At 36.1% G+C, this 18,391-nt stretch carries 17 protein-coding genes; 5 read left to right on the forward strand and 12 right to left on the reverse strand.

Translation table 11 applies throughout. The annotated features are described in order from the left end of the window. Window positions 1-26: 26 nt before the first annotated feature. The 3 genes from acnA to NZ853_06205 all read right to left on the reverse strand — a co-directional run bounded on the left by acnA (window position 27) and on the right by NZ853_06205 (window position 4,767). Window positions 27-2,699, reverse strand: a complete 2,673-nt coding sequence (gene acnA, locus NZ853_06195) for an aconitate hydratase AcnA (GenBank protein MCS7205270.1) — start codon at window positions 2,697-2,699, stop codon at window positions 27-29. Window positions 2,700-2,814: 115 nt separating this feature from the next. Further along, entirely contained in the window at window positions 2,815-3,015 is a 201-nt protein-coding gene (locus NZ853_06200) for a hypothetical protein (protein MCS7205271.1), read from the reverse strand. 114 nt (window positions 3,016-3,129) lie between these two features. Continuing rightward, complete coding sequence (locus NZ853_06205) at window positions 3,130-4,767, reverse strand: hypothetical protein (protein ID MCS7205272.1); 1,638 nt, start codon at window positions 4,765-4,767, stop codon at window positions 3,130-3,132. Window positions 4,768-5,033: 266 nt separating this feature from the next. Here NZ853_06205 and NZ853_06210 point away from each other — a divergent pair, with 266 nt between their 5' ends. Beyond that, window positions 5,034-5,495, forward strand: coding sequence for a hypothetical protein (locus tag NZ853_06210; GenBank protein ID MCS7205273.1), 462 nt, complete (start codon window positions 5,034-5,036; stop codon window positions 5,493-5,495). A 23-nt stretch (window positions 5,496-5,518) separates the two neighbouring features. On the opposite strand, the gene NZ853_06215 is transcribed toward NZ853_06210, so the two are convergent. From NZ853_06215 to NZ853_06235, 5 genes are all read right to left on the reverse strand, one after another. Continuing rightward, complete coding sequence (locus NZ853_06215; protein ID MCS7205274.1) at window positions 5,519-6,814, reverse strand: acetyl-CoA acetyltransferase; 1,296 nt, start codon at window positions 6,812-6,814, stop codon at window positions 5,519-5,521. 61 nt (window positions 6,815-6,875) lie between these two features. Then, entirely contained in the window at window positions 6,876-7,154 is a 279-nt protein-coding gene (locus NZ853_06220) for a hypothetical protein (protein ID MCS7205275.1), read from the reverse strand. Beyond that, complete coding sequence (locus NZ853_06225; protein MCS7205276.1) at window positions 7,132-7,719, reverse strand: DUF1566 domain-containing protein; 588 nt, start codon at window positions 7,717-7,719, stop codon at window positions 7,132-7,134. Before NZ853_06225 ends, NZ853_06220 begins: the two co-directional genes overlap by 23 nt. Before the next feature lie 61 nt (window positions 7,720-7,780). Then, window positions 7,781-8,707: a lipoyl synthase gene (lipA, locus tag NZ853_06230; GenBank protein MCS7205277.1), complete on the reverse strand. Its 927-nt coding sequence runs from the start codon at window positions 8,705-8,707 to the stop codon at window positions 7,781-7,783. A 44-nt stretch (window positions 8,708-8,751) separates the two neighbouring features. Further along, the gene (locus NZ853_06235; GenBank protein MCS7205278.1) at window positions 8,752-9,195 is read right to left on the reverse strand and encodes a phosphoribosyl-AMP cyclohydrolase; all 444 of its coding nucleotides are present in this window, start codon (window positions 9,193-9,195) and stop codon (window positions 8,752-8,754) included. A 28-nt stretch (window positions 9,196-9,223) separates the two neighbouring features. Here NZ853_06235 and aroA point away from each other — a divergent pair, with 28 nt between their 5' ends. After that, window positions 9,224-10,528, forward strand: a complete 1,305-nt coding sequence (aroA, locus tag NZ853_06240; GenBank protein MCS7205279.1) for a 3-phosphoshikimate 1-carboxyvinyltransferase — start codon at window positions 9,224-9,226, stop codon at window positions 10,526-10,528. Beyond that, on the forward strand, window positions 10,525-12,216 hold the full coding sequence (locus tag NZ853_06245) for a FapA family protein (protein ID MCS7205280.1): 1,692 nt from the start codon (window positions 10,525-10,527) through the stop codon (window positions 12,214-12,216). Before aroA ends, NZ853_06245 begins: the two co-directional genes overlap by 4 nt. Here the strand turns inward: NZ853_06245 and NZ853_06250 are convergent. Genes NZ853_06250 through NZ853_06260 form a run of 3 tightly spaced genes read right to left on the reverse strand, consistent with a single transcriptional unit; the run spans window position 12,213 to window position 14,936 of the window. Then, window positions 12,213-12,455, reverse strand: a complete 243-nt coding sequence (locus NZ853_06250; GenBank protein ID MCS7205281.1) for a hypothetical protein — start codon at window positions 12,453-12,455, stop codon at window positions 12,213-12,215. The genes NZ853_06245 and NZ853_06250 overlap by 4 nt on opposite strands. Window positions 12,456-12,459: 4 nt before the next feature. Then, entirely contained in the window at window positions 12,460-13,524 is a 1,065-nt protein-coding gene (locus NZ853_06255) for a DUF1574 domain-containing protein (GenBank protein MCS7205282.1), read from the reverse strand. Further along, the gene (locus NZ853_06260; GenBank protein MCS7205283.1) at window positions 13,521-14,936 is read right to left on the reverse strand and encodes a DUF2029 domain-containing protein; all 1,416 of its coding nucleotides are present in this window, start codon (window positions 14,934-14,936) and stop codon (window positions 13,521-13,523) included. Before NZ853_06260 ends, NZ853_06255 begins: the two co-directional genes overlap by 4 nt. Window positions 14,937-14,984: 48 nt before the next feature. Between NZ853_06260 and queA the strand changes: the two genes are divergently transcribed. Both queA and NZ853_06270 read left to right on the forward strand, forming a co-directional pair. Then, entirely contained in the window at window positions 14,985-16,055 is a 1,071-nt protein-coding gene (queA, locus tag NZ853_06265) for a tRNA preQ1(34) S-adenosylmethionine ribosyltransferase-isomerase QueA (protein ID MCS7205284.1), read from the forward strand. Between the two features lie 62 nt (window positions 16,056-16,117). Further along, the gene (locus NZ853_06270) at window positions 16,118-17,026 is read left to right on the forward strand and encodes a hypothetical protein (protein MCS7205285.1); all 909 of its coding nucleotides are present in this window, start codon (window positions 16,118-16,120) and stop codon (window positions 17,024-17,026) included. Here the strand turns inward: NZ853_06270 and ftsZ are convergent. Beyond that, window positions 17,011-18,384: a cell division protein FtsZ gene (gene ftsZ / locus NZ853_06275; GenBank protein MCS7205286.1), complete on the reverse strand. Its 1,374-nt coding sequence runs from the start codon at window positions 18,382-18,384 to the stop codon at window positions 17,011-17,013. The two genes, NZ853_06270 and ftsZ, sit on opposite strands and share 16 nt — an antisense overlap. Window positions 18,385-18,391: the final 7 nt, after the last annotated feature.

An 18,391-nucleotide genomic window follows, 5' to 3' on the forward strand; every position in this document is an offset into this window, starting at 1 on the left:
TATTCGGTGAATAGCTTATTTTGATTCTAATTTTGTTGTAGGAACTTCCTCAAGACTGTTTGCAAAATTCCTCCATTTTTGTAATAGTCTATTTCAACTTGATTATCTAACCGACAGATAACTTTAAATTCTTTCTCATCAGCTCTCACTGTTAAGATCTGGTTTGGCTTTATGTTATCATCAATCCCTAAGATATGATATACTTCTTTTCCTGTGAGTCCTAAAGTTTCATGGGATTCTCCATCTAAAAATTGAAGTGGTAGCACACCCATCCCTACCAAATTGGAACGATGGATTCGCTCAAAACTCTGAGCTATCACAGCCTTTATTCCTAATAAATACGTTCCTTTTGCAGCCCAGTCTCGAGAAGAACCTGTTCCGTATTCTTTTCCTGCCAACACTATCAAAGGAATATTATTCTTTTTGTATAACTCACTGGCATCATAAATGGTCATAACTTCATTTGTAGGGAAGTAAATTGTGTACCCACCTTCTCGATCCACTAATTGATTGCGTAATCGTATATTGGCAAAGGTTCCACGAGTCATCACACGATCATTTCCTCTACGAGCCCCATATGAATTAAAATCCTCAGGTTGAACTCCCTTCGAAATCAAATACTGACCTGCTGGTGAACTTTTCGAAATAGATCCCGCAGGACTTATATGATCAGTAGTAATGGAATCTCCTACTTTCACTAAACAACGAGCATTTCGTATTTCCTGTAGAGGTGGAATTTCCATTGTCATGTTTTGGAAAAAGGGTGGTTCTTGAATGTAGGTCGAATTTTCATTCCATTCGTATAAAAGTCCTGTTGGAACCTTGATTTGATTCCACATTTCATTGATCATCCTGACATTTTCGTATTTTTTCTTAAAGACTTCTGGTTTGATGTGATTATCTATTATTTCTTGGATTTCTTGTAAGCTAGGCCATATATCTTTTAAGTAAACAGGATTGCCTTTTTGATCAGTACCTAAGGGTTCATTGTATAAATCAATATTGACGGTTCCAGCAATAGCATATGCAACTACCAACATGGGACTAGCAAGGAAATTTGCTTTAACATGAGGAGAGATTCTTCCTTCAAAGTTTCGATTTCCTGACAAAACAGCTGAAACAATCAGATTTCCTTCGTTGATGGCTTTTACGACTTCATCAGGAAGTGGTCCCGAATTTCCTATACAAGTTGTGCAACCATAACCTACCACATGAAAGCCCAGTTGCTTTAAATATCCCATTAATCCGGCACTTTCAAGATATTCTGTCACAACGCGCGAGCCCGGTGCCAAACTGGTTTTGACATACGGTTTTGCTTTAAGTCCTTTTTCTACGGCTTTTTTCGCTAAAATTCCAGCTCCCACGAGGACCGAAGGATTTGATGTATTGGTACAAGAAGTGATTGCAGCTATGACGATATCTCCGTGACGAAGTTCTGCCTTATAGCCGTTTTGAATTATACCAGTGGATTGTAGTTGGCTTTGAGGTAACTCATAACCTCCTTGTTTGATAGACGTTGTAAGTAAAGAATTCCACTTGTGTTTAATTTCTTTCAATGCGACTCGGTCTTGAGGACGTTTTGGTCCTGCCAATGAGGGTTCAACCGAAGATAAATCCAATTCTACGATATCAGTAAATTCAGGCTCAGGAGAATCTTTTGTTCGAAACATTCCTTGTTCTTTATAGTATCTTTCCACTAAATCAACTAATTCTTCATTTCTTCCCGTTTTTCTTAAATAATTTAGTGTCTCTTCATCAACGGGGAAAAATCCAATGGTAGCTCCATATTCAGGTGCCATGTTTGCAATCGTGGCTCGATCCGGAAGGGTTAATTCTTCTAAGCCAGGTCCGAAAAATTCAACAAACTTTTCCACAACTCCTTTTTTTCTCAAAATCTCTGTGACCGTTAATACCAAATCTGTAGCGGTTGTTCCTTCTTTGAGCTTGCCATAAAGCTTAACACCAATCACCTCAGGGATTAACATGTAAAGGGGTTGCCCTAACATCACAGCTTCTGCCTCAATCCCGCCAACACCCCATCCTAAAACACCCAAACCATTAATCATCGTAGTATGAGAGTCAGTTCCAACCAAACTATCAGGATAAACTTCGTTATTTTTTGTTAAAACCACGGTTGCCAAGTATTCTAAGTTGACTTGATGAACAATGCCAACGCCCGGAGGAATTACCCCAAAGTTTTGAAAAGCACTTTGACCCCACTTCAAAAATTCATACCTTTCGATATTTCTTTTGAATTCTAATTCCATGTTTTTCTGAAAAGCCTCATCGCTTCCAAAGTAATCCACTTGTACACTATGATCAATCACCAAATCCACACGAACTGAGGGGTTTATTTTTGATGGATCTCCCTTCATCCTCACCATAGCACTACGCAAAGCCGCTAAATCCACAACACAGGGAACTCCCGTAAAATCTTGTAAAATCACTCTTCCTGGCATGAAAGGAAATTCAACTTTAGGGATATTTTTGGGATTGTATTTCGCTATTCGTAATATGTCGTCTTCTTTGACTAAATAATCATCAAAATTTCTTAAAGCTGACTCAATTAGAACTCGTATTGAATATGGAATTTTTGTAAGTTCAAATTTTAGTTCTTGTGCTAATTTCGGTAAACTGTAAAAAACAAAGGAACCCGTTTTAGAACTTAGTTCTGCTTTGGAAATTTCTTTTAATGACATAAACGACTCCTGGCTGATATGATGTTCTTTTATTCTTAAAGCCTAAGTCAAGAAAAATCATGCCAGTGAGTGTTTAAAAAAGAAAAAAAGAGTCAGATTGCAACCGCAATCTGAATTAAGCTAATACATTGAGGTTTCTTCCAATCCCCTCTTGTTGTAGGTCTTGGATTTTTTGCTCAGTGTTGAAACGTATTAGCCTGTTGTTGAGTTCTTGATTTCTATCTATCGCCATTTGTTGGATTTGATTTACAGCTTCTGCTGATCGGATTGTTAGATCCATTGAAGCAGAAGTCGTAGTTTGTATTGTGTTATGCATAAGTTCATTATCGATAATTAAAATCACGAAATAAAGAAAACAAGAACAATTTGTAAAGCTCCCTCCAAAAAAATTTTGGAGGGAACTCAAACCTAAAAGAGGAAACTTTTGTGATTAGAAAATAAAGGTTACTGCTGCGTTGATGATATCACCGTTGTTGTTTGCGGGTCGCAACAAGTCATTATCTTGATAGTAGTGGGATGTTGCCTTCCAGTCCTCGTAATCTAATTTGATGGAAACGTTAGGATGAGGATAAAACGCTATACCAATCGTTTGTATCCTTCGATTATTGACGGGATCAGGAAGTCCATAAATCCCGTATTTTTCTAATTCTGTTCGAACTTCTGCTCCTGAAATGGAATTTCTAAATCCCACTGAGCTCGGAGTTACATTCGTTAATCTAAATAAATCTGGGATACCTGCTGCGTTATTCAATTCTTTGGCTATTTCAGTTTCGATGAAGAGTTGTCCATTGTTTCTTAGGGTTCGCTTTTGAGTGTTCACATATTCGTTTTTGTAGAAAATCACGGTTTTGTATTTTCCATTGAATAAACTTGCAATATCAAACCCTATGATACCGTAAGCACCTTCTACGGTAGAACCTATGTTTCTATTCGTTTTTGCATTGATGGCTCTTACACCTTCTTCATCAATCCAACCTCTTGCCATAAGAGCTTGAAAAAACCATGCATCTTTTTCAAATCGTAAGTGTCCTTCTCCTATTCTTACAATGGGATTGATTTTTCGAGAAAATTCAAAAACTCTACTTGCAATCGTTCTTATGGGAGCAGCCGCCCCAGCTGCATTAACTTCTGGTGGTAATGGAATTTTAGAAAAATCCAAGCGAGAAAACACATCAACTTTTTCCAAATCTTTCTGCCCTGCACCGCCTATGTAGTATGAACCACCAATTGTCAATCCCTCAATAGGAAAAACATCCATATATGCAACATAAGCCAAATGATCTGTTTTTGCTAAACTACCTCTCGGTCTAGCAGGATTAATCCAAGTGCTTTCACTGATTTGGTTTCCTTCAAGTCCATTCAAAACTGCAACTTTATAAAGAACCAAATCATTCAAAAGCTTACCATGAAACATCACTCCCAGTTCCCTCCATGTTGAAGGAATAATAAAGGTTTCAGTGTAAGGTCTTTCTACTGTGTAAAAAGTTGTAGGCTCATGCAAAATATTTGTAATTCCCGAAGGAACTAAGTGTAATCCCGCCGCAACTTGGAAAGACTCTGTAAAGAGAAAATCGATGTAAGCAAATTCCACAAACACATTACCTTCTTGGATACGGGTAGTCCTGTTAATATTGACAGAGGCTTGATTCCCAGACACTGTACCCGTGTATGTCCCCCCTAAAGCAATGTTATCTGCATTTCGAAAACCTGAGTTCACATATTCTATTTCTGCATTGAGTAAAATCCAATCATTGAATTTATACCCAGCATAGAGAACAAAGCGATGAACATCAGACTGATCTACCCGATAGGGATTTTTGAAGTTTCTATACTTGATTTCTCCATAGCCACCCCATGTGAGACCTTCTTCAACGAAGTAAACCCCTGATGCTGCTGGGCTAAAACCTTGGTAGCTTTTATATTCTTTTGCTGCTTTCTCTCCTCTTAACTTTTCGATTTCTTCTTCTAATATGCGAATCCTTTCTTCTGTTGTGATGGTTTGACGTTGTTGCCCCCACGTAAGGGTTAGTGATGAAACTAATAAAAGAAATAAAATGAGTTGTTTCACTTTTAACCTCCAAATAGAATTTTGATATAGATTTTTATAGGGTATGGTTTTTTGTCAACTGAAAATGAGATTCACTCTCAATTTCACTAAAAATTTGTGCAATACACAATAAAAAAATAATAAATAAAACAAAAAATAGCTTGATGTTTTATCAATTTACTATATAAAAGTAATAAAAATTTAAAAATTTATACATAAAATTGTGTTTAAGTTCAAAAAGTTGTTTATAATGAAATATATACTCCAATCAACTGCAAGGAGCTACTATGGAGATTAAAACCAAAATCAAAAATGGACATGATTTGTTAGAAGCCATGAAAGATAAAGATTTTTATGAATATGTTCTATCGAATACCATTCCTGAACCAGATGATGAATATAAAGAGTTATATCAACGATTTCAAAAAGGAGATCCAAAACTTCAACTTACCAAAGAACACAACATAAAAGGCAGACAATATTTTTTGACCTTTCGTGACCCCGATGTAATTATTTACCCTGTGATCAGAAAAACACGCTTTATGATGAAGGATGGAAAGAAATTCATAGCCTTGCATAAAAATATCATGAATCATTTTAATGACGATGGTTTTTTTATCCCCAAAGGTTGGTTAATCATTACTTCTTCGTTGTGTTCTAAGACTGGGCGTTTCCTTCTTGAGAATGACTTCATGATTACTTCTCTTCTTGATCTTGCTTTGGCTGAGGATGCAGAATTAGACGAATAAAAAATCCCCCTCATAGTAGGGGGTTAATCTTCGATTCTACCTACAACAAAGGTCATATTCGTTGTCGCACTCCCTCCAATGTTTAAGGTTAAACCATTCTTCGCACCAGGAACTTGATAATCACCCGCTTGATCGGTTACTTGCTTATAAACATCCAAAACCATACGCACACCTGAGGCTCCAACGGGATGACCCGCTCCAATCAAACCACCAGAAGGATTTATCGGAACCTTTCGTTTGTTTTTAGGATTACCCTCAAAGTCAATCACACCCTCTTCGATCGCTTGGTATTCTTCTCCTGGCTCAGTTAATCCAAAAGCAGAAATCGATGCATACTCACTCGAGGTAAAACAATCATGTGTTTCTATCACATCAATTTGGTCGATATCCAATTTTGCTCTCCTGTAGGCATCTAAAACTGCTTGTCGTGTCCATGGAAGCAAATAAGGAGTTTTTCGTGCTTCTTCCATTTTGGCTTCGAACGTGATGGGTGCTACTCGATGACCCCAGCCTTTGATAACTGCCATTTTACTTTTGGGTCTACCCGTTCTTCGAGAAAATTCCATCGCATATTCTGGTGTGGCTAAAACCAACATAGCAGCCCCATCTGTTACTTGAGAACAATCAGAAATAGCCAGACGACCTCCAATAAGGGAATTCGTAGACGTTCCTCGTGAACAAGCCTGTTCTTTACTCATGAACCAAGTCCTAGTTTGAGCCAAGGGATTCCTTTTCGCATTCGCATAATTAATCCTCGAGATTTCAGCTAAATTGTCCATGATGCGTTCTTCACCCAATTTATCACCATATCGATAGATAATTTCATCAGCTAATTTTCCGAATAATTTTGGGAAGGGAAACTTGATACCTTTGGATTCTTTTTCATAATAAGCTGCGGTTCCTAAAAAATCACCACCAACAACAGAACTCACAGTCTTCATGATTTCAATACCAACGACAATAGCAACATCATAGTCACCTGCACGAAGATGAGTATGTGCAGCGTCAATCGCCGCTGAACCAGAGGCACAGGCAGCTTCATATCTTGCTCCGGGAACTCCATAAAAAGCCGGATGAACCTCTGTCAAAAATGCTCCCAGATGTCCTTGATTGGCGTATTGTTCCATGTCGAAATTTCCCACAAAAATAGCAATACGGTTTTCTTTGTTCAATCGATTGATTTCTTCGTAAGTCAATCCTACTTCATGTAGGCCATCTTCCACCACTTCCCGAAACATGGATACAAAGGTCTTTCCTTCTTTGGTCCAATTCCGAGCGAAATCGGTTTGAGCACCTCCAAGGATATAAATTGGCTTCATAAATAAACCTCCAAAAAATTGATAGTTAGTTTTTCTTATATAGTTTAAAAAAAAAGAATTTTTAACGCGGATTTAAAAATTCATAATATTCATCATAAAGTATCCAAAGAGCATCCAACCACTTTCGAATATCAACTTCATACTTTTGGTTTTGGACGTGAATCTCCAGTTTTTTTTCTAAAGTGAGCTCAACTTTAGCAAAAGGAAGAAGCTCAGCAAAAATCTTCTGGATTTCCGTTCGGATTTCTTCATCACCAATCCATTCGTTCTTTGAGAGGAGTTTATGAATCCGATGGAATATCAAAAGGGACAAACGCTTATGGTCTAACACATCGGACATACAAAACTGTGGTTGTAGTTCGAGTAAATTCCTTTCCAAAATCTGTTTCAGCAAAATTAATGGCATATGCCAATTTGGGATCTGTTTCGGAAATGCTTTTAGTCCAAAAGAACTTATCATCAGGGGTATTCGGAAAACTCACTAAAAACGTCTTTCGATTCCCAAACAACTTGGCAAGGTAGCTCATTTCGTTTTTCGTCGGCAACCTCCAATCACTGAAACCTGCAAATACAAGATCATCACAGGCAGAAAATGCAGGACCACTATTTAACTCCAAATTTAAGGTATCAAAACAACCTCCTTCAACTGCACAAGCAGAAACACTTTTAGCACCAAAAGTGGTTCCCCCACCAGTTCCTGTGCATGTATTTGTTGTTTGATCCCAAACTTGACCATAACTACACTTCATCCACATTCTATTTTCAGGATCAATGATGGTTCCATTGAAGTTATCTTGGAAGGAAGTCAGTAAATTCCATGATCCCGCTAAATCGATTCTTTCTTTCTTTTCTACACAGCTTAATAATAAAACTATTAAAATCAAAAATATCTTTTTCTTTTTCATAGTAGCTCCTCTATGTTATTAGATTCCTTTTTTTACTTATTCTTAAAATTTTTTTGAACTTTTATGCATTCATGTGATAAAAACGTTGGATGATTTCATGGATTCCTATTCCCGCATTATAAGAAGAACGCACCAAAGAACCAGATTCAACGTGCAAATATCCTAATTTTAAGGCATAATCTTTAAGTTCAAAAAACACCTCTTCAGGATAGAGTTTTTTTAGTTTGGCATGTTTTTGGGTAGGTGGTAAATACTGTCCTATGGCAAGTATATGAACTCCTTTTTCTTTTGCTTCTTGTATCACTTCTTTGACTTCTTCGAGTGTTTCTCCTAAACCTAAAATCAAACTTGTTTTCGTTAAAAAACCTGCTTTTGAAGTGCTTTCTAACACCTTGAGGGAAATTTGATAATTCGATTGAGGACAAATTTCTCTAAACAACGAAGGAACAGTCTCGATGTTATGGGCAATGATTTCGGGCTTTTCATTCCATATCTTTTGTAAATTTTCTTCTTTTCCTTTAAAGTCCGGGATTAACACTTCAACGGTGGTTTGAGGATTTTGTTTTTTGACTTCCCGAATGCAAGAAGCAAAATGAGCACTTCCACCATCCTTTAAATCATCTCGATCCACAGAGGTAATCACAACATGTTTTAGTTTCATTTCTCGGACAGAGTTCGCTAATCTCATTGGTTCTGTGGGATCTAAAGGAAGGGGTTTTGCTGTTTGAATATTACAAAATCCACATCTCCTTGTGCAACGATCCCCCATGATCAAATAAGTAGCAGTTCCCATGCTCCAACAATGGTTGAGATTAGGACATAATGACTCTTCACAAACAGTGTTCAAAAAATTTTCTTTTATGCTTTTTCTGACACTGCTTGAATTCAGATTTTTCTTAGGAATGGGTAGTTCTTTTTCAATCTCAACAGGGATAGCGAATGGGATGGGGATTCGTATCTTTTTTGAAGTTAATTCTTGAGAAATCACAACAACAATAAAATTGAAATTTTTTTTCTTGCAAGCAATTTCATTTACTCGTATTCTTTAAGAAAAATTAAATGTTCATTCTCAATCTTTCGGTAATAGCAGGTTTTTCGATGCTTTTGTGTTCCCTTTTGGTAGGTATGACAAATTCCTTCTTTTATGGGTTTTACTAAATATAACAAAGAATTTTGCTCACAATTGACACGGATTTCATGGAGCTCTAAGTAATTTCCGGAAGTTTCCCCTTTGATCCAAAGTTCTTTTCTTTTGGAGCTATAAAATACTGCTTTTTTTAATTCGATGGCTTTTCTTAAAGCTTCTGGAGTGACATACGCTAACATGAGGACTTCTTTGGTTTCGATATCCTGAACAATTACTGGCATGATGTTGGGAATCTTGGCTACTTCTTGAAGTTTTTGAAAGTCTAATTGCAATTCTGAGATTTCTTCTATCGAATTTATGGAAACTTGAAAATTTTTCTTAATTTCCATTATGGTTGAAAAAAAAAACTTTGTTTGTATGTCTATATTTAAAAAGTATCAAGAACAAGATCAAGACATTCTATTTATTCCAAAAGTTTCCTCGTTTCGTGGTGAAGTGGAATTGATTGGCTCCAAATCCATTGCTAATCGAGCTTTGATCCTTTCTTCTTTTTGCGAAGAAGAAACCCTACTCCAAAATGTTCCAGACTCAGAGGACGTTTCGGTGTTGATAGAAAATCTGCCTTTTTTGGGTATTGAAATCCAAAAGCTTTCTTCAAAGGAACTACTCATCAAAGGTAGTCCCGAATGGAACCCCAAAAAAAATTACTTTAATCTAAAAAATGCGGGAACAGCTCTACGCCCCCTCATCGCTATTCTATCTACAAAAGAAATTCATCAAGACATCGTGATTGATGGCAATGAACAAATGCGAAAAAGACCCATCAAGGATTTGGTGGAGGCGTTATCTCAGATTGGTGTGGAAATTCAATCCCAAAATGGCTATCCCCCCGTCAAAATCCAAAAAGGTGGCTGGAGGAAAAATCAAATCTTTCTTTCAGGAAAAACCTCTAGTCAATATTTGAGTGCTTTACTTTTAGCAGCGCCGTTGACTTTTCAAGAAATAGAAATTTTTATCACAGATGAATTAGTGAGCAAACCCTACGTAGACATCACTATCGCCTTGATGAAGAAGTTCCAAGTGGAAGTCATTAATGAAAACTATCGTTATTTTAACATACCAAAGCAATTCTATCGAAGCCCTAAGACCCTTTGGATTGAAGGAGATGCCACCGCCGCCACCTACTTTTGGACAGCCGGACTACTTTCAGGACCCGTATCTACAAAAGGAATCACTTTGAACTCCATCCAAGGAGATATTCAGTATTTAGAAGTCATCAAGACCTTAGGTGGAAAAGTAGAATTTGATCACCAAAGTGTTAGAGTTTTTCGTCTATATCCGATAAAGGGATTGAGTATTGATATGAATGCTATGCCAGATGCAGCTATGACCTTAGCAATCACAGGGCTTTTTGCCGAAACCTACATAGAAATCTATAATGTCGAAAATCTGAGAGTAAAAGAATCCGAGCGAATCCGAGGTTTACACAATGAACTAAAAAAATTCGGAGCTACCGTAGAAGAAAGAAAAGACGGGCTCAAAATTTATCCACCAAAGCAAATCCCAAAAACTCCCCGTATTGAAACATATCATGACCATCGAATGGCAATGGCATTTTCCTTAGCATCGTTTTTAAGCGATCTGGAAATTATTAACCCTGATTGTGTGAAGAAAACCTACCCCAATTACTTTCAGGATTTTGAATCCCTATGCGTTTTATGACAGATGTAAGAGAAATTTTTAATGCCTTTGACTCTCATGATGATGGTTATTTTTTGATAGAAAATCGAGAAAATACTGCTTATTTATGTGTTTTTCCTCCTACTACAAAAATGGGAAGAAAGGTCACACTTTCAGAGGTTCAAGCTCGGTTAGAACTATTTGAGATTTCTTATGACATTGAACAAGTCAAAACTATTGTGGAAAGAGCTGATGGTAAGTGGCATGCTCTCGGCAACTGGAAAGAACCCGAATCCGAAGATGCAAAATGGGAAATCCTGATCTCAGAAGACAAAAAATCAGCTTACTTAAAAATCACACCACCCGTATACAAAGGCAAATGGATAAACAGTGAAGAAATCTGGAAAGCCCTTAGAGAAAAAGGAATCATCATTGGCATTCAAGAGGAACTCTTAGAAAAAATCATCAATCGTGAATTAGAAGAACTCAAAGACTTCACTCAAAATGAAACATGGGAAAAAACTTTTTTGATTGCTAAGGCAATTGATCCTCAACAAAGCACTGACGGAAAAATACGGTTTTACTTTGATCCCTTTCCTCGAGCTAAGCCAAAAGAAAACCCAAACGGAAAAGTAGATCTTCGAGCTCTTAATGTGATACAAGTTTGCAAAGAAAAGGATCTCTTAGCTGAGATTCTTCCACCTATAAAAGGAAAACCTGGAGTTGACATCTTTGGAAATCCCATCCCACCCATAGAAGGAAAATGTGCTCAAATCGAAGCAGGAGAAAACACAGAACTCATAGATGGTAAACTTTACGCAAAAATTGCTGGGCAAGTAAAAATCCAAACCAACTCTGATTTTACTCATGCCAAAATCCAAGTGATACCTGTTTTGACGCTTGAGAACGTAGATTTCTCCGTAGGGAACATAGAATTTCCTGGAACCGTATATATCAAAAACCGCATATTAGATGGTTTTGAAGTCAAAGCAGGGGAAGACATCATTATCGAAAAATCCGTAGGTAGTGTAAAGTTGTCATCTCAGGGAGATATCATTCTACATGGTGGGATTATGGGGAGAGGTCAAGGTTTTGTTTATGCCGAAGGAAACATTTATGCAAGATTTATCCAAAATAGTCAAGTTTATGCTAAAAAAAGTGTTTATGTTGAGGACTTGATTTTTCACTCTGAGGTTCTTGCAGGAGAAGAAATCCATATCCATCAAGGTCGAGGGGAATTGATTGGTGGAAAATCTATATGTGGTCAGAAACTCATTTCAAAGCGGATCGGAGCTGTTGCCGAACCTCATACTTTGATCTATGTAGGAATCCCACCCGAAACCCTTAAAGAAATCAACAAAATCAACGAAGAAATTGAAAGGAACTCTCGCCTTCTTGCTGAGATTGAAAAAAACATCAAATACTTAGAAAACCAACCAGCAAAACTTCAAGAAGAAAAACATAAAAGATATTACGAAAAACTCAAATTAGCCAAACAAAAGCTCCAACAAAAACAAGAAAACTACCTCAACCAAAAAGAAATCCTACTTCTTTCAAGTAAAGCCCAACCCCAAGGAGAAGTTCACATCCAAGAAATTATATTTCCCAACGTAGAAATCATTTTTGGAAATAAATCCGCAAAATACAAACAAACTAAAACTCCCATAAAGTTTTCTTGTAAAATTGCTTATGACACCAAAAATAGAGTTCCCAAGATTCTTTATGATTAACGTTTCTTTCGCTTGATCAAAGATAAAATCTTTTCAATCCAAGGCATATTGACCCCCAATTTTCTCAAAGCATACGTAAACAAAAACAGAGCCACACCTTCATCAATCCAACCCAAAATGGGAATACCATCCGTAAACTCGGGAAAGAAAATATAAATCAGACTCATCAAAGCAAGTATGAGATACAACCATTTTATTTTTTTGGGCTTTTCTTCTGGCAAAGTTGCTTGATTTTCCATGCAATCAATTTCTTGGAAGATTAGACTTTCTCAATCGATTTTGATACCATTTTAGAATTTCTTCTAAAACAAAATGATAACACTCAATGGACATATGGGTAGCATCAAAAAATGTATTACAGAAAAACCTTGTGTTGGAACTAAAATCCATCAACTGACTTTTTTCAAGAAATGTTTGCATCTTCTCCTTCCAGATTTGAGTGGCTTTTTGGGTTTGTTCCATTTGTTGTAGCATCTCCTCCATCACCGGGGAAACCGGAGGCTTTACGAGAAGATATGTAATATTGTTTTTCTCGATAAGCTCGATGGTTCTTTGGAAAAACTCCCACTGCCTTTTCGAAAAAGAATAATTTTTATACAACCACAGGATGTTTCCGTAAGCACTGATCTCCATTTCTGCTAAATCCCGCATATACCATTCTTTATTGAGAATGGGAGGAAGCCCACACCCTTGGTTTTCTCTCTGGAACCTATCTACTTGATATAAAAATTGATAGATTGGTTCTTGAGGATTTTTGAGTCGCTGCCACAAAACATAAATATCAGGTGGATAACGCTTTCCTGCAAAAAGGTTATAACCCAAAAAGGCGCTGACCTCATCCCTTTCGAATAAAGAAAAATACCGAATCACAAATGAAAAATCAAACGTATAAGGAAGATTTGACCTTCGAAAACCAGGAGAATATTCATTGAATTGAAAAGGATCAGTTTCTAAAACCACAAAATCAATCTTTGATGAAGCATCCAAAATCTTTTCAACGATGTAAAGATAATAGGCTGGTGAGTTTACAGGAACAGAGAAGTTATAAAGTTCCCAATCAGGAAAATTCTTTTTGAATTCTTGATAATCAAAAAACATGAATCGGGAACTTCCCATTACCACTAAGTTTTTCTTTTTTGGCTCTGAGTGTGAAAGTTTTTGGATCAGTTCTTCTTTATATTGGTAATAAAGAAACGTGGGATCTTTTTGGGTAAGAAATTGGATTTCTTTTATTAAGAAAATTTTATCCAAAAGAAAAAGAAGAAAAACTATCCCTAAAGGAAAATAGGCTACGAGGTGTTTTTTCATGTTTGATTTTTCACAACAAAGGTGATTGAACCAAACAACTTAAATGCGAGAAAAATCCAAATCCCAAAGTTAATCCACGTAAAAAACGAGTAAATCGAAAAAAAATCCCTCACCCCATAAGGAAGAAACATCAAAATCCAAACAAAAATCGAAGGAAAAACGAACAATCCATGATGTATCTCATCATGCTTCAAAAAATAAAAAAAATAAGCAACGATCAAAATCCCAAAGGTATGATACCAACTAATCCCAGAGGTGAGCAAAGCAGAAAGAAAAAGAAAATATAAATAATACAAAGTCAAATTTTGATCTTTGAACGAGAAAATCCAGAAGGCAAAACTCAAAACCAAAAGAACCCCCAATACAAAAGAATTTAACGAAGTTATGAGAACTTTTATCGTTTCAAAAGAAAGAGGAACTAACGGTAAACCATAGAGATGCTGCTTAAAATCAGCGAAAGTAAGAAACAACTTCCCCAAAGCTCCAGACAAAGATTGATTGTTAGTATAGGGTCGAACGAATCCGAATTCTTGATAAGTTCCCATGATCAATTCATACCAAAAACGAAAAAATTCCCAGTTTTTCTCCCACCCCAAATAAAGTGATGGCAAAAAAATAGCCAAAAAAATTCCTAAAAACGTCCCCAATAGGACACTATATCGTCGTTGAATGAAAAAGAACAAAACGATAAAACCCGTAATGATTTTTATCATCATGGTAAATCCCACAAAAACCCCCAAAACAAAATCAAGGGTAAAATTTTTGGAGTAGTAAAAAAAATTTAACGTCAAGACCAAAAAGAAGATCAAAAAAAAACCAATATTTCCATTACTGCTGTTTTGAATGAGGTATGGAAATGTAAAAACCAAAGAAAGTAAAATCCCCCTCAAAATTTTTCGCTTAGATCTCACACCTAATTGATATGCAAGCTGATACAAAAGCCACAAAGAAACTCCCAAAATCAAAAGTTGAAAAATCTGAAATACCATCCCCGCAACCTCATAAGAAAAAAACGTCAAGGGTATGATAAGGAATCCAAAAAGAGGAGGATATAAATACGTTCCAATCCCTTTTATTTGGCTTAAAAAATCATATAGCTTTTGGAAATTTCCTTCTTTTAAGAGGGATGGGAGCTCCGACTGGTGGTTCAAAAACCATTCGATTTTTTCTTCGTAGTAAGGGCTTTGATGATTTCGAATTCTCAGTGATGCATGGTAGTAATCTTCGAAATCACTTCTACTTTTCCACTCCCAAGTTTGTGTTGTGGGAGAAAGGATTTCCAATGAATTTATCAACAAAACCAAAAAAAGAACTCCAAAAGAAAAATAAATATTTTTGTATTTAAGAAAAATCAAGAGTATCTTTTGTTTGCATTGTAAAAATATACTTTTCCATGAATTTTCAATTTTCATTGAAATGTAAGTTTTTTTTTTGGAAGTATCTTAGTCAAACGCATAAGCATGATGAAGGAAACTCACATTGAAGAATTAAACGAATATAGATTTGATTTACCCGAAGAACTCATTGCAAAATACCCAGCAATTCCAAGAGACTCCGCAAGACTAATGATCCTCAAAAATCAAACCATCCAGCATGATATTTTCGCTAATATTGATAAATATCTTTCCGAAAAATCCATTTTGGTTTTCAACAACACAAAAGTTTCTCAAAGAAGAGTTTTTCTAAAAAGAAAAAAAACCCAGAAAACCTTCGAGGTTCTTTTTTTAGAACCAATAGAAAACAATCTCTGGAAGTGTCTTATCCGAAAAGGAAGTAAACTCTCACTAAAAGAAGAACTTAAACTCGGAGAATATACCTTCATAATAGAAAAAAAAGAAGAGCGGTTTTATTACGTCAGTTGTTGGATGAACCAACATCCAGCCATGATCGATATCTCTTCAGCTGAAAATTTTTTTCTTCGATATGGAGAACCTCCAATTCCACCTTATTTGAAGCGAAGAGCCAATGAAATAGACAAGATTTACTACCAAACCATTTTTGCCGAAAAACCGGGAAGTGTTGCTGCACCAACAGCTTCTTTACACTTCACAGAACATTTACTTAACAAACTTTATAAAAAACATATAATTCTTTTCATCACCCTTCATATTGGTTATGGAACTTTTTCGCCATTAACAGAGAAAGAACTGAAAACAAAAGAATTACACGAAGAACCCTATGAAATCCCCAATGAAGTAGCTCAGATTCTAAACGAAAACCACAAAAAATTTCCCATAGTTGCTGTGGGAACCACGACCCTCAGAGCATTAGAAGATAACTTCAGAAAATTCCAGCAATTTCAAGCAGGCAAATTCTCAACAAAATTGTTTCTAAAACCACCTGATTTGATTTTATCGACGGAATATCTGATTACGAATTTTCATCTTCCTGCCTCATCACTTTTTATGCTCGTCTGTGCTTTCGGCGGAAAGGAATTTCTAAAACAAGCATACGATATAGCCATCAAAGAAAGGTATAGATTTTATAGCTACGGGGACGGAATGCTTTTACAAAATCAAATCTATTTATAATTTTTTCTAAATATTTACAAATATGAATTGACATTAAGAAATTAAAGATAAACTAAAAAACAATGAAAAATATCCCTGTATTGAAGCAAATCATGGATTTAAAATTTCATCATTTTCATCTGGATCAATTCCAAAAGTTCATTTTAGAAAACATTCACTTAGAATTCTTTTTAAAGAAAGGAAGAATGATCCTAACGCCAGATTATCAAGTTTATTTTGTTAGTAATGAAGACATTTCTGATGAAGAATACGCTCAGATTGAGTCCCTAAAAAAAGAACACAGGTTTTTATCTAAACTAAAAGAATATATTATATATAACTTAGCCATTTACTCAGCTCTGATTGAAACAAATTCTTATTTTATCGAAAACAATAATTATCTTCTTATCTGCCGATTTGTTCCCGAAGCAAATCACAAAAATCACTTCGAATTGAAAGTTTATACCATACATCCTGATGAACTTCCTCATAACTATAAAGATAAACTTTACTTGGGAAGAGACTTTGTGAACGTTCAGTCCTTCACAAGAAAGTATTTGGGAATTTTATCCATCAAAAATAGCTTAAAAGAACAATTAAAAAAGCTGGAAAATCGTTTGAGGGCATACACGACCAAAGAAATCTTTTCCGAAATTGAAAGCGAATACACAAATGAAATCAAAGAACTCATCTCTGAGATTGAAGAATATGTGAATGTTATCACTTCAGATTATCCAGAAGAAATCTCCAAAAAAACCATTCCAGAAAACAAGTTGATACAAGTTAACGAAATTTTTCGAGAAATCAAACACGTCCTGATTGATATCGAAGACTCTATAAAAGAACTCGAAGACAAACTCTTAGAAAGCAATCTACTGAAAGCCGCCAAATACGTAATCAAATTTCGTAAAGATATAATGAATTATACTAACTATATCATCATCAAAATCAACGGAAGGATTTCCGATGCCGTAAATCACATCCACTTATGACTTCCATCGACTTTTTTTCTTCGTAAGTAGGCTGGTTCTTTCAGCTCCTCGAAATCCCATTCGATGAAATCATCATCTGTGTTGAAATAAAGTTTCTTTTTGGTTTTTTCTGGAATGTAGGCTTCAATTACTTCTTCTTTTGGAATAAGTTCTTTCTTGAAATTCTTTGAAGATGGTTGTTCATTCACAAAATTCAATGTATAAAGTGTTTCTTCTTCTTTTTGGAATTGAGATTCCCAATTCTTCACATTTATCGTTTGTTGATTTTCCAAACTCCTTCGATAAGGATATGGTTCTTTTTGAGTAGTTAATTTTCGTTCTTGAGGTTGGATTTCGTCTTTTTTGGTGAAGATCTTTTCTTGCTGGTTGATGATAACTTCTTGAGGCTTTCCAGCTTTGGTTCGTTTTTTGAACCCAGTTGCAATCACGATCACTTGAACTTCGTTTTCTAAGTTTTCATCAATGGTTAGTCCGATGATTTTATTGGCTTCTGGATCCACGTTTTTCGTGATATATTCTGATACATCCTTCCAGTCCTGTAAAGATAAATCCCGTCCTCCAATCACATTCAACAAAACTCCCGTTGCCCCAGAAATATCAGGATTTTCCAAAAGCACATTGTTCATTGCCTGATTGACAGCATCTCGAACTTTATTTTCTCCTACTCCTCTTCCAAAACCTAAAACAGCCTCTCCAGAAGACTTCATGATATTTTTTACATCTGCAAAATCAACATTGATAATACCTGCTTTGTTGATGATATCCGAAATTCCCCTTACAGCATTATAAAGGATCTCATCAATGATCTTTAGGGCTTTCTTGGCAGGAGTATTCGGTTCAATGATTTGGAAAATTTGATCATTTTTGATCACAATCAAAGTATCTACAACCTGTCTTAGAGCTTCAATCCCCATTTTGGCGTTTTTTTCCCGCACCTTTCCTTCAAAAACAAATGGTAAAGTCACAACAGCAACTGTTAGAGCTCCCAAACTTTTTGCTATTTCTGCCACAATGGGAGCAGCTCCTGTGCCTGTTCCTCCTCCCATCCCTGCTGTGATGAAGACCATGTTCGCATTATCTAATAGTTTTGCGATTTTTTCTCGATCTTCTTTTGCCGCTCTTTGTCCGATTTCCGGATCACCCCCAGCTCCTAGTCCCATCGTGATCTTTTTCCCTATGACAAGTTTGTTTTGAGCCTTAGAATGACTGAGTGCTTGCTCATCGGTATTGATTGCTATGAATTCTACAAATTGTAATTGATTGGTGATCATTCGATCCACAGCATTGGAACCGCCCCCGCCAACCCCCACGACCTTAATGATAGCAGGTGGATTTCTGTCTTGATCTAATTCAATCATAATTTTC

It is taken from the genome of Leptospiraceae bacterium (assembly GCA_025059995.1).
In the GTDB taxonomy this organism is placed as follows: domain Bacteria; phylum Spirochaetota; class Leptospiria; order Leptospirales; family Leptonemataceae; genus SKYB61.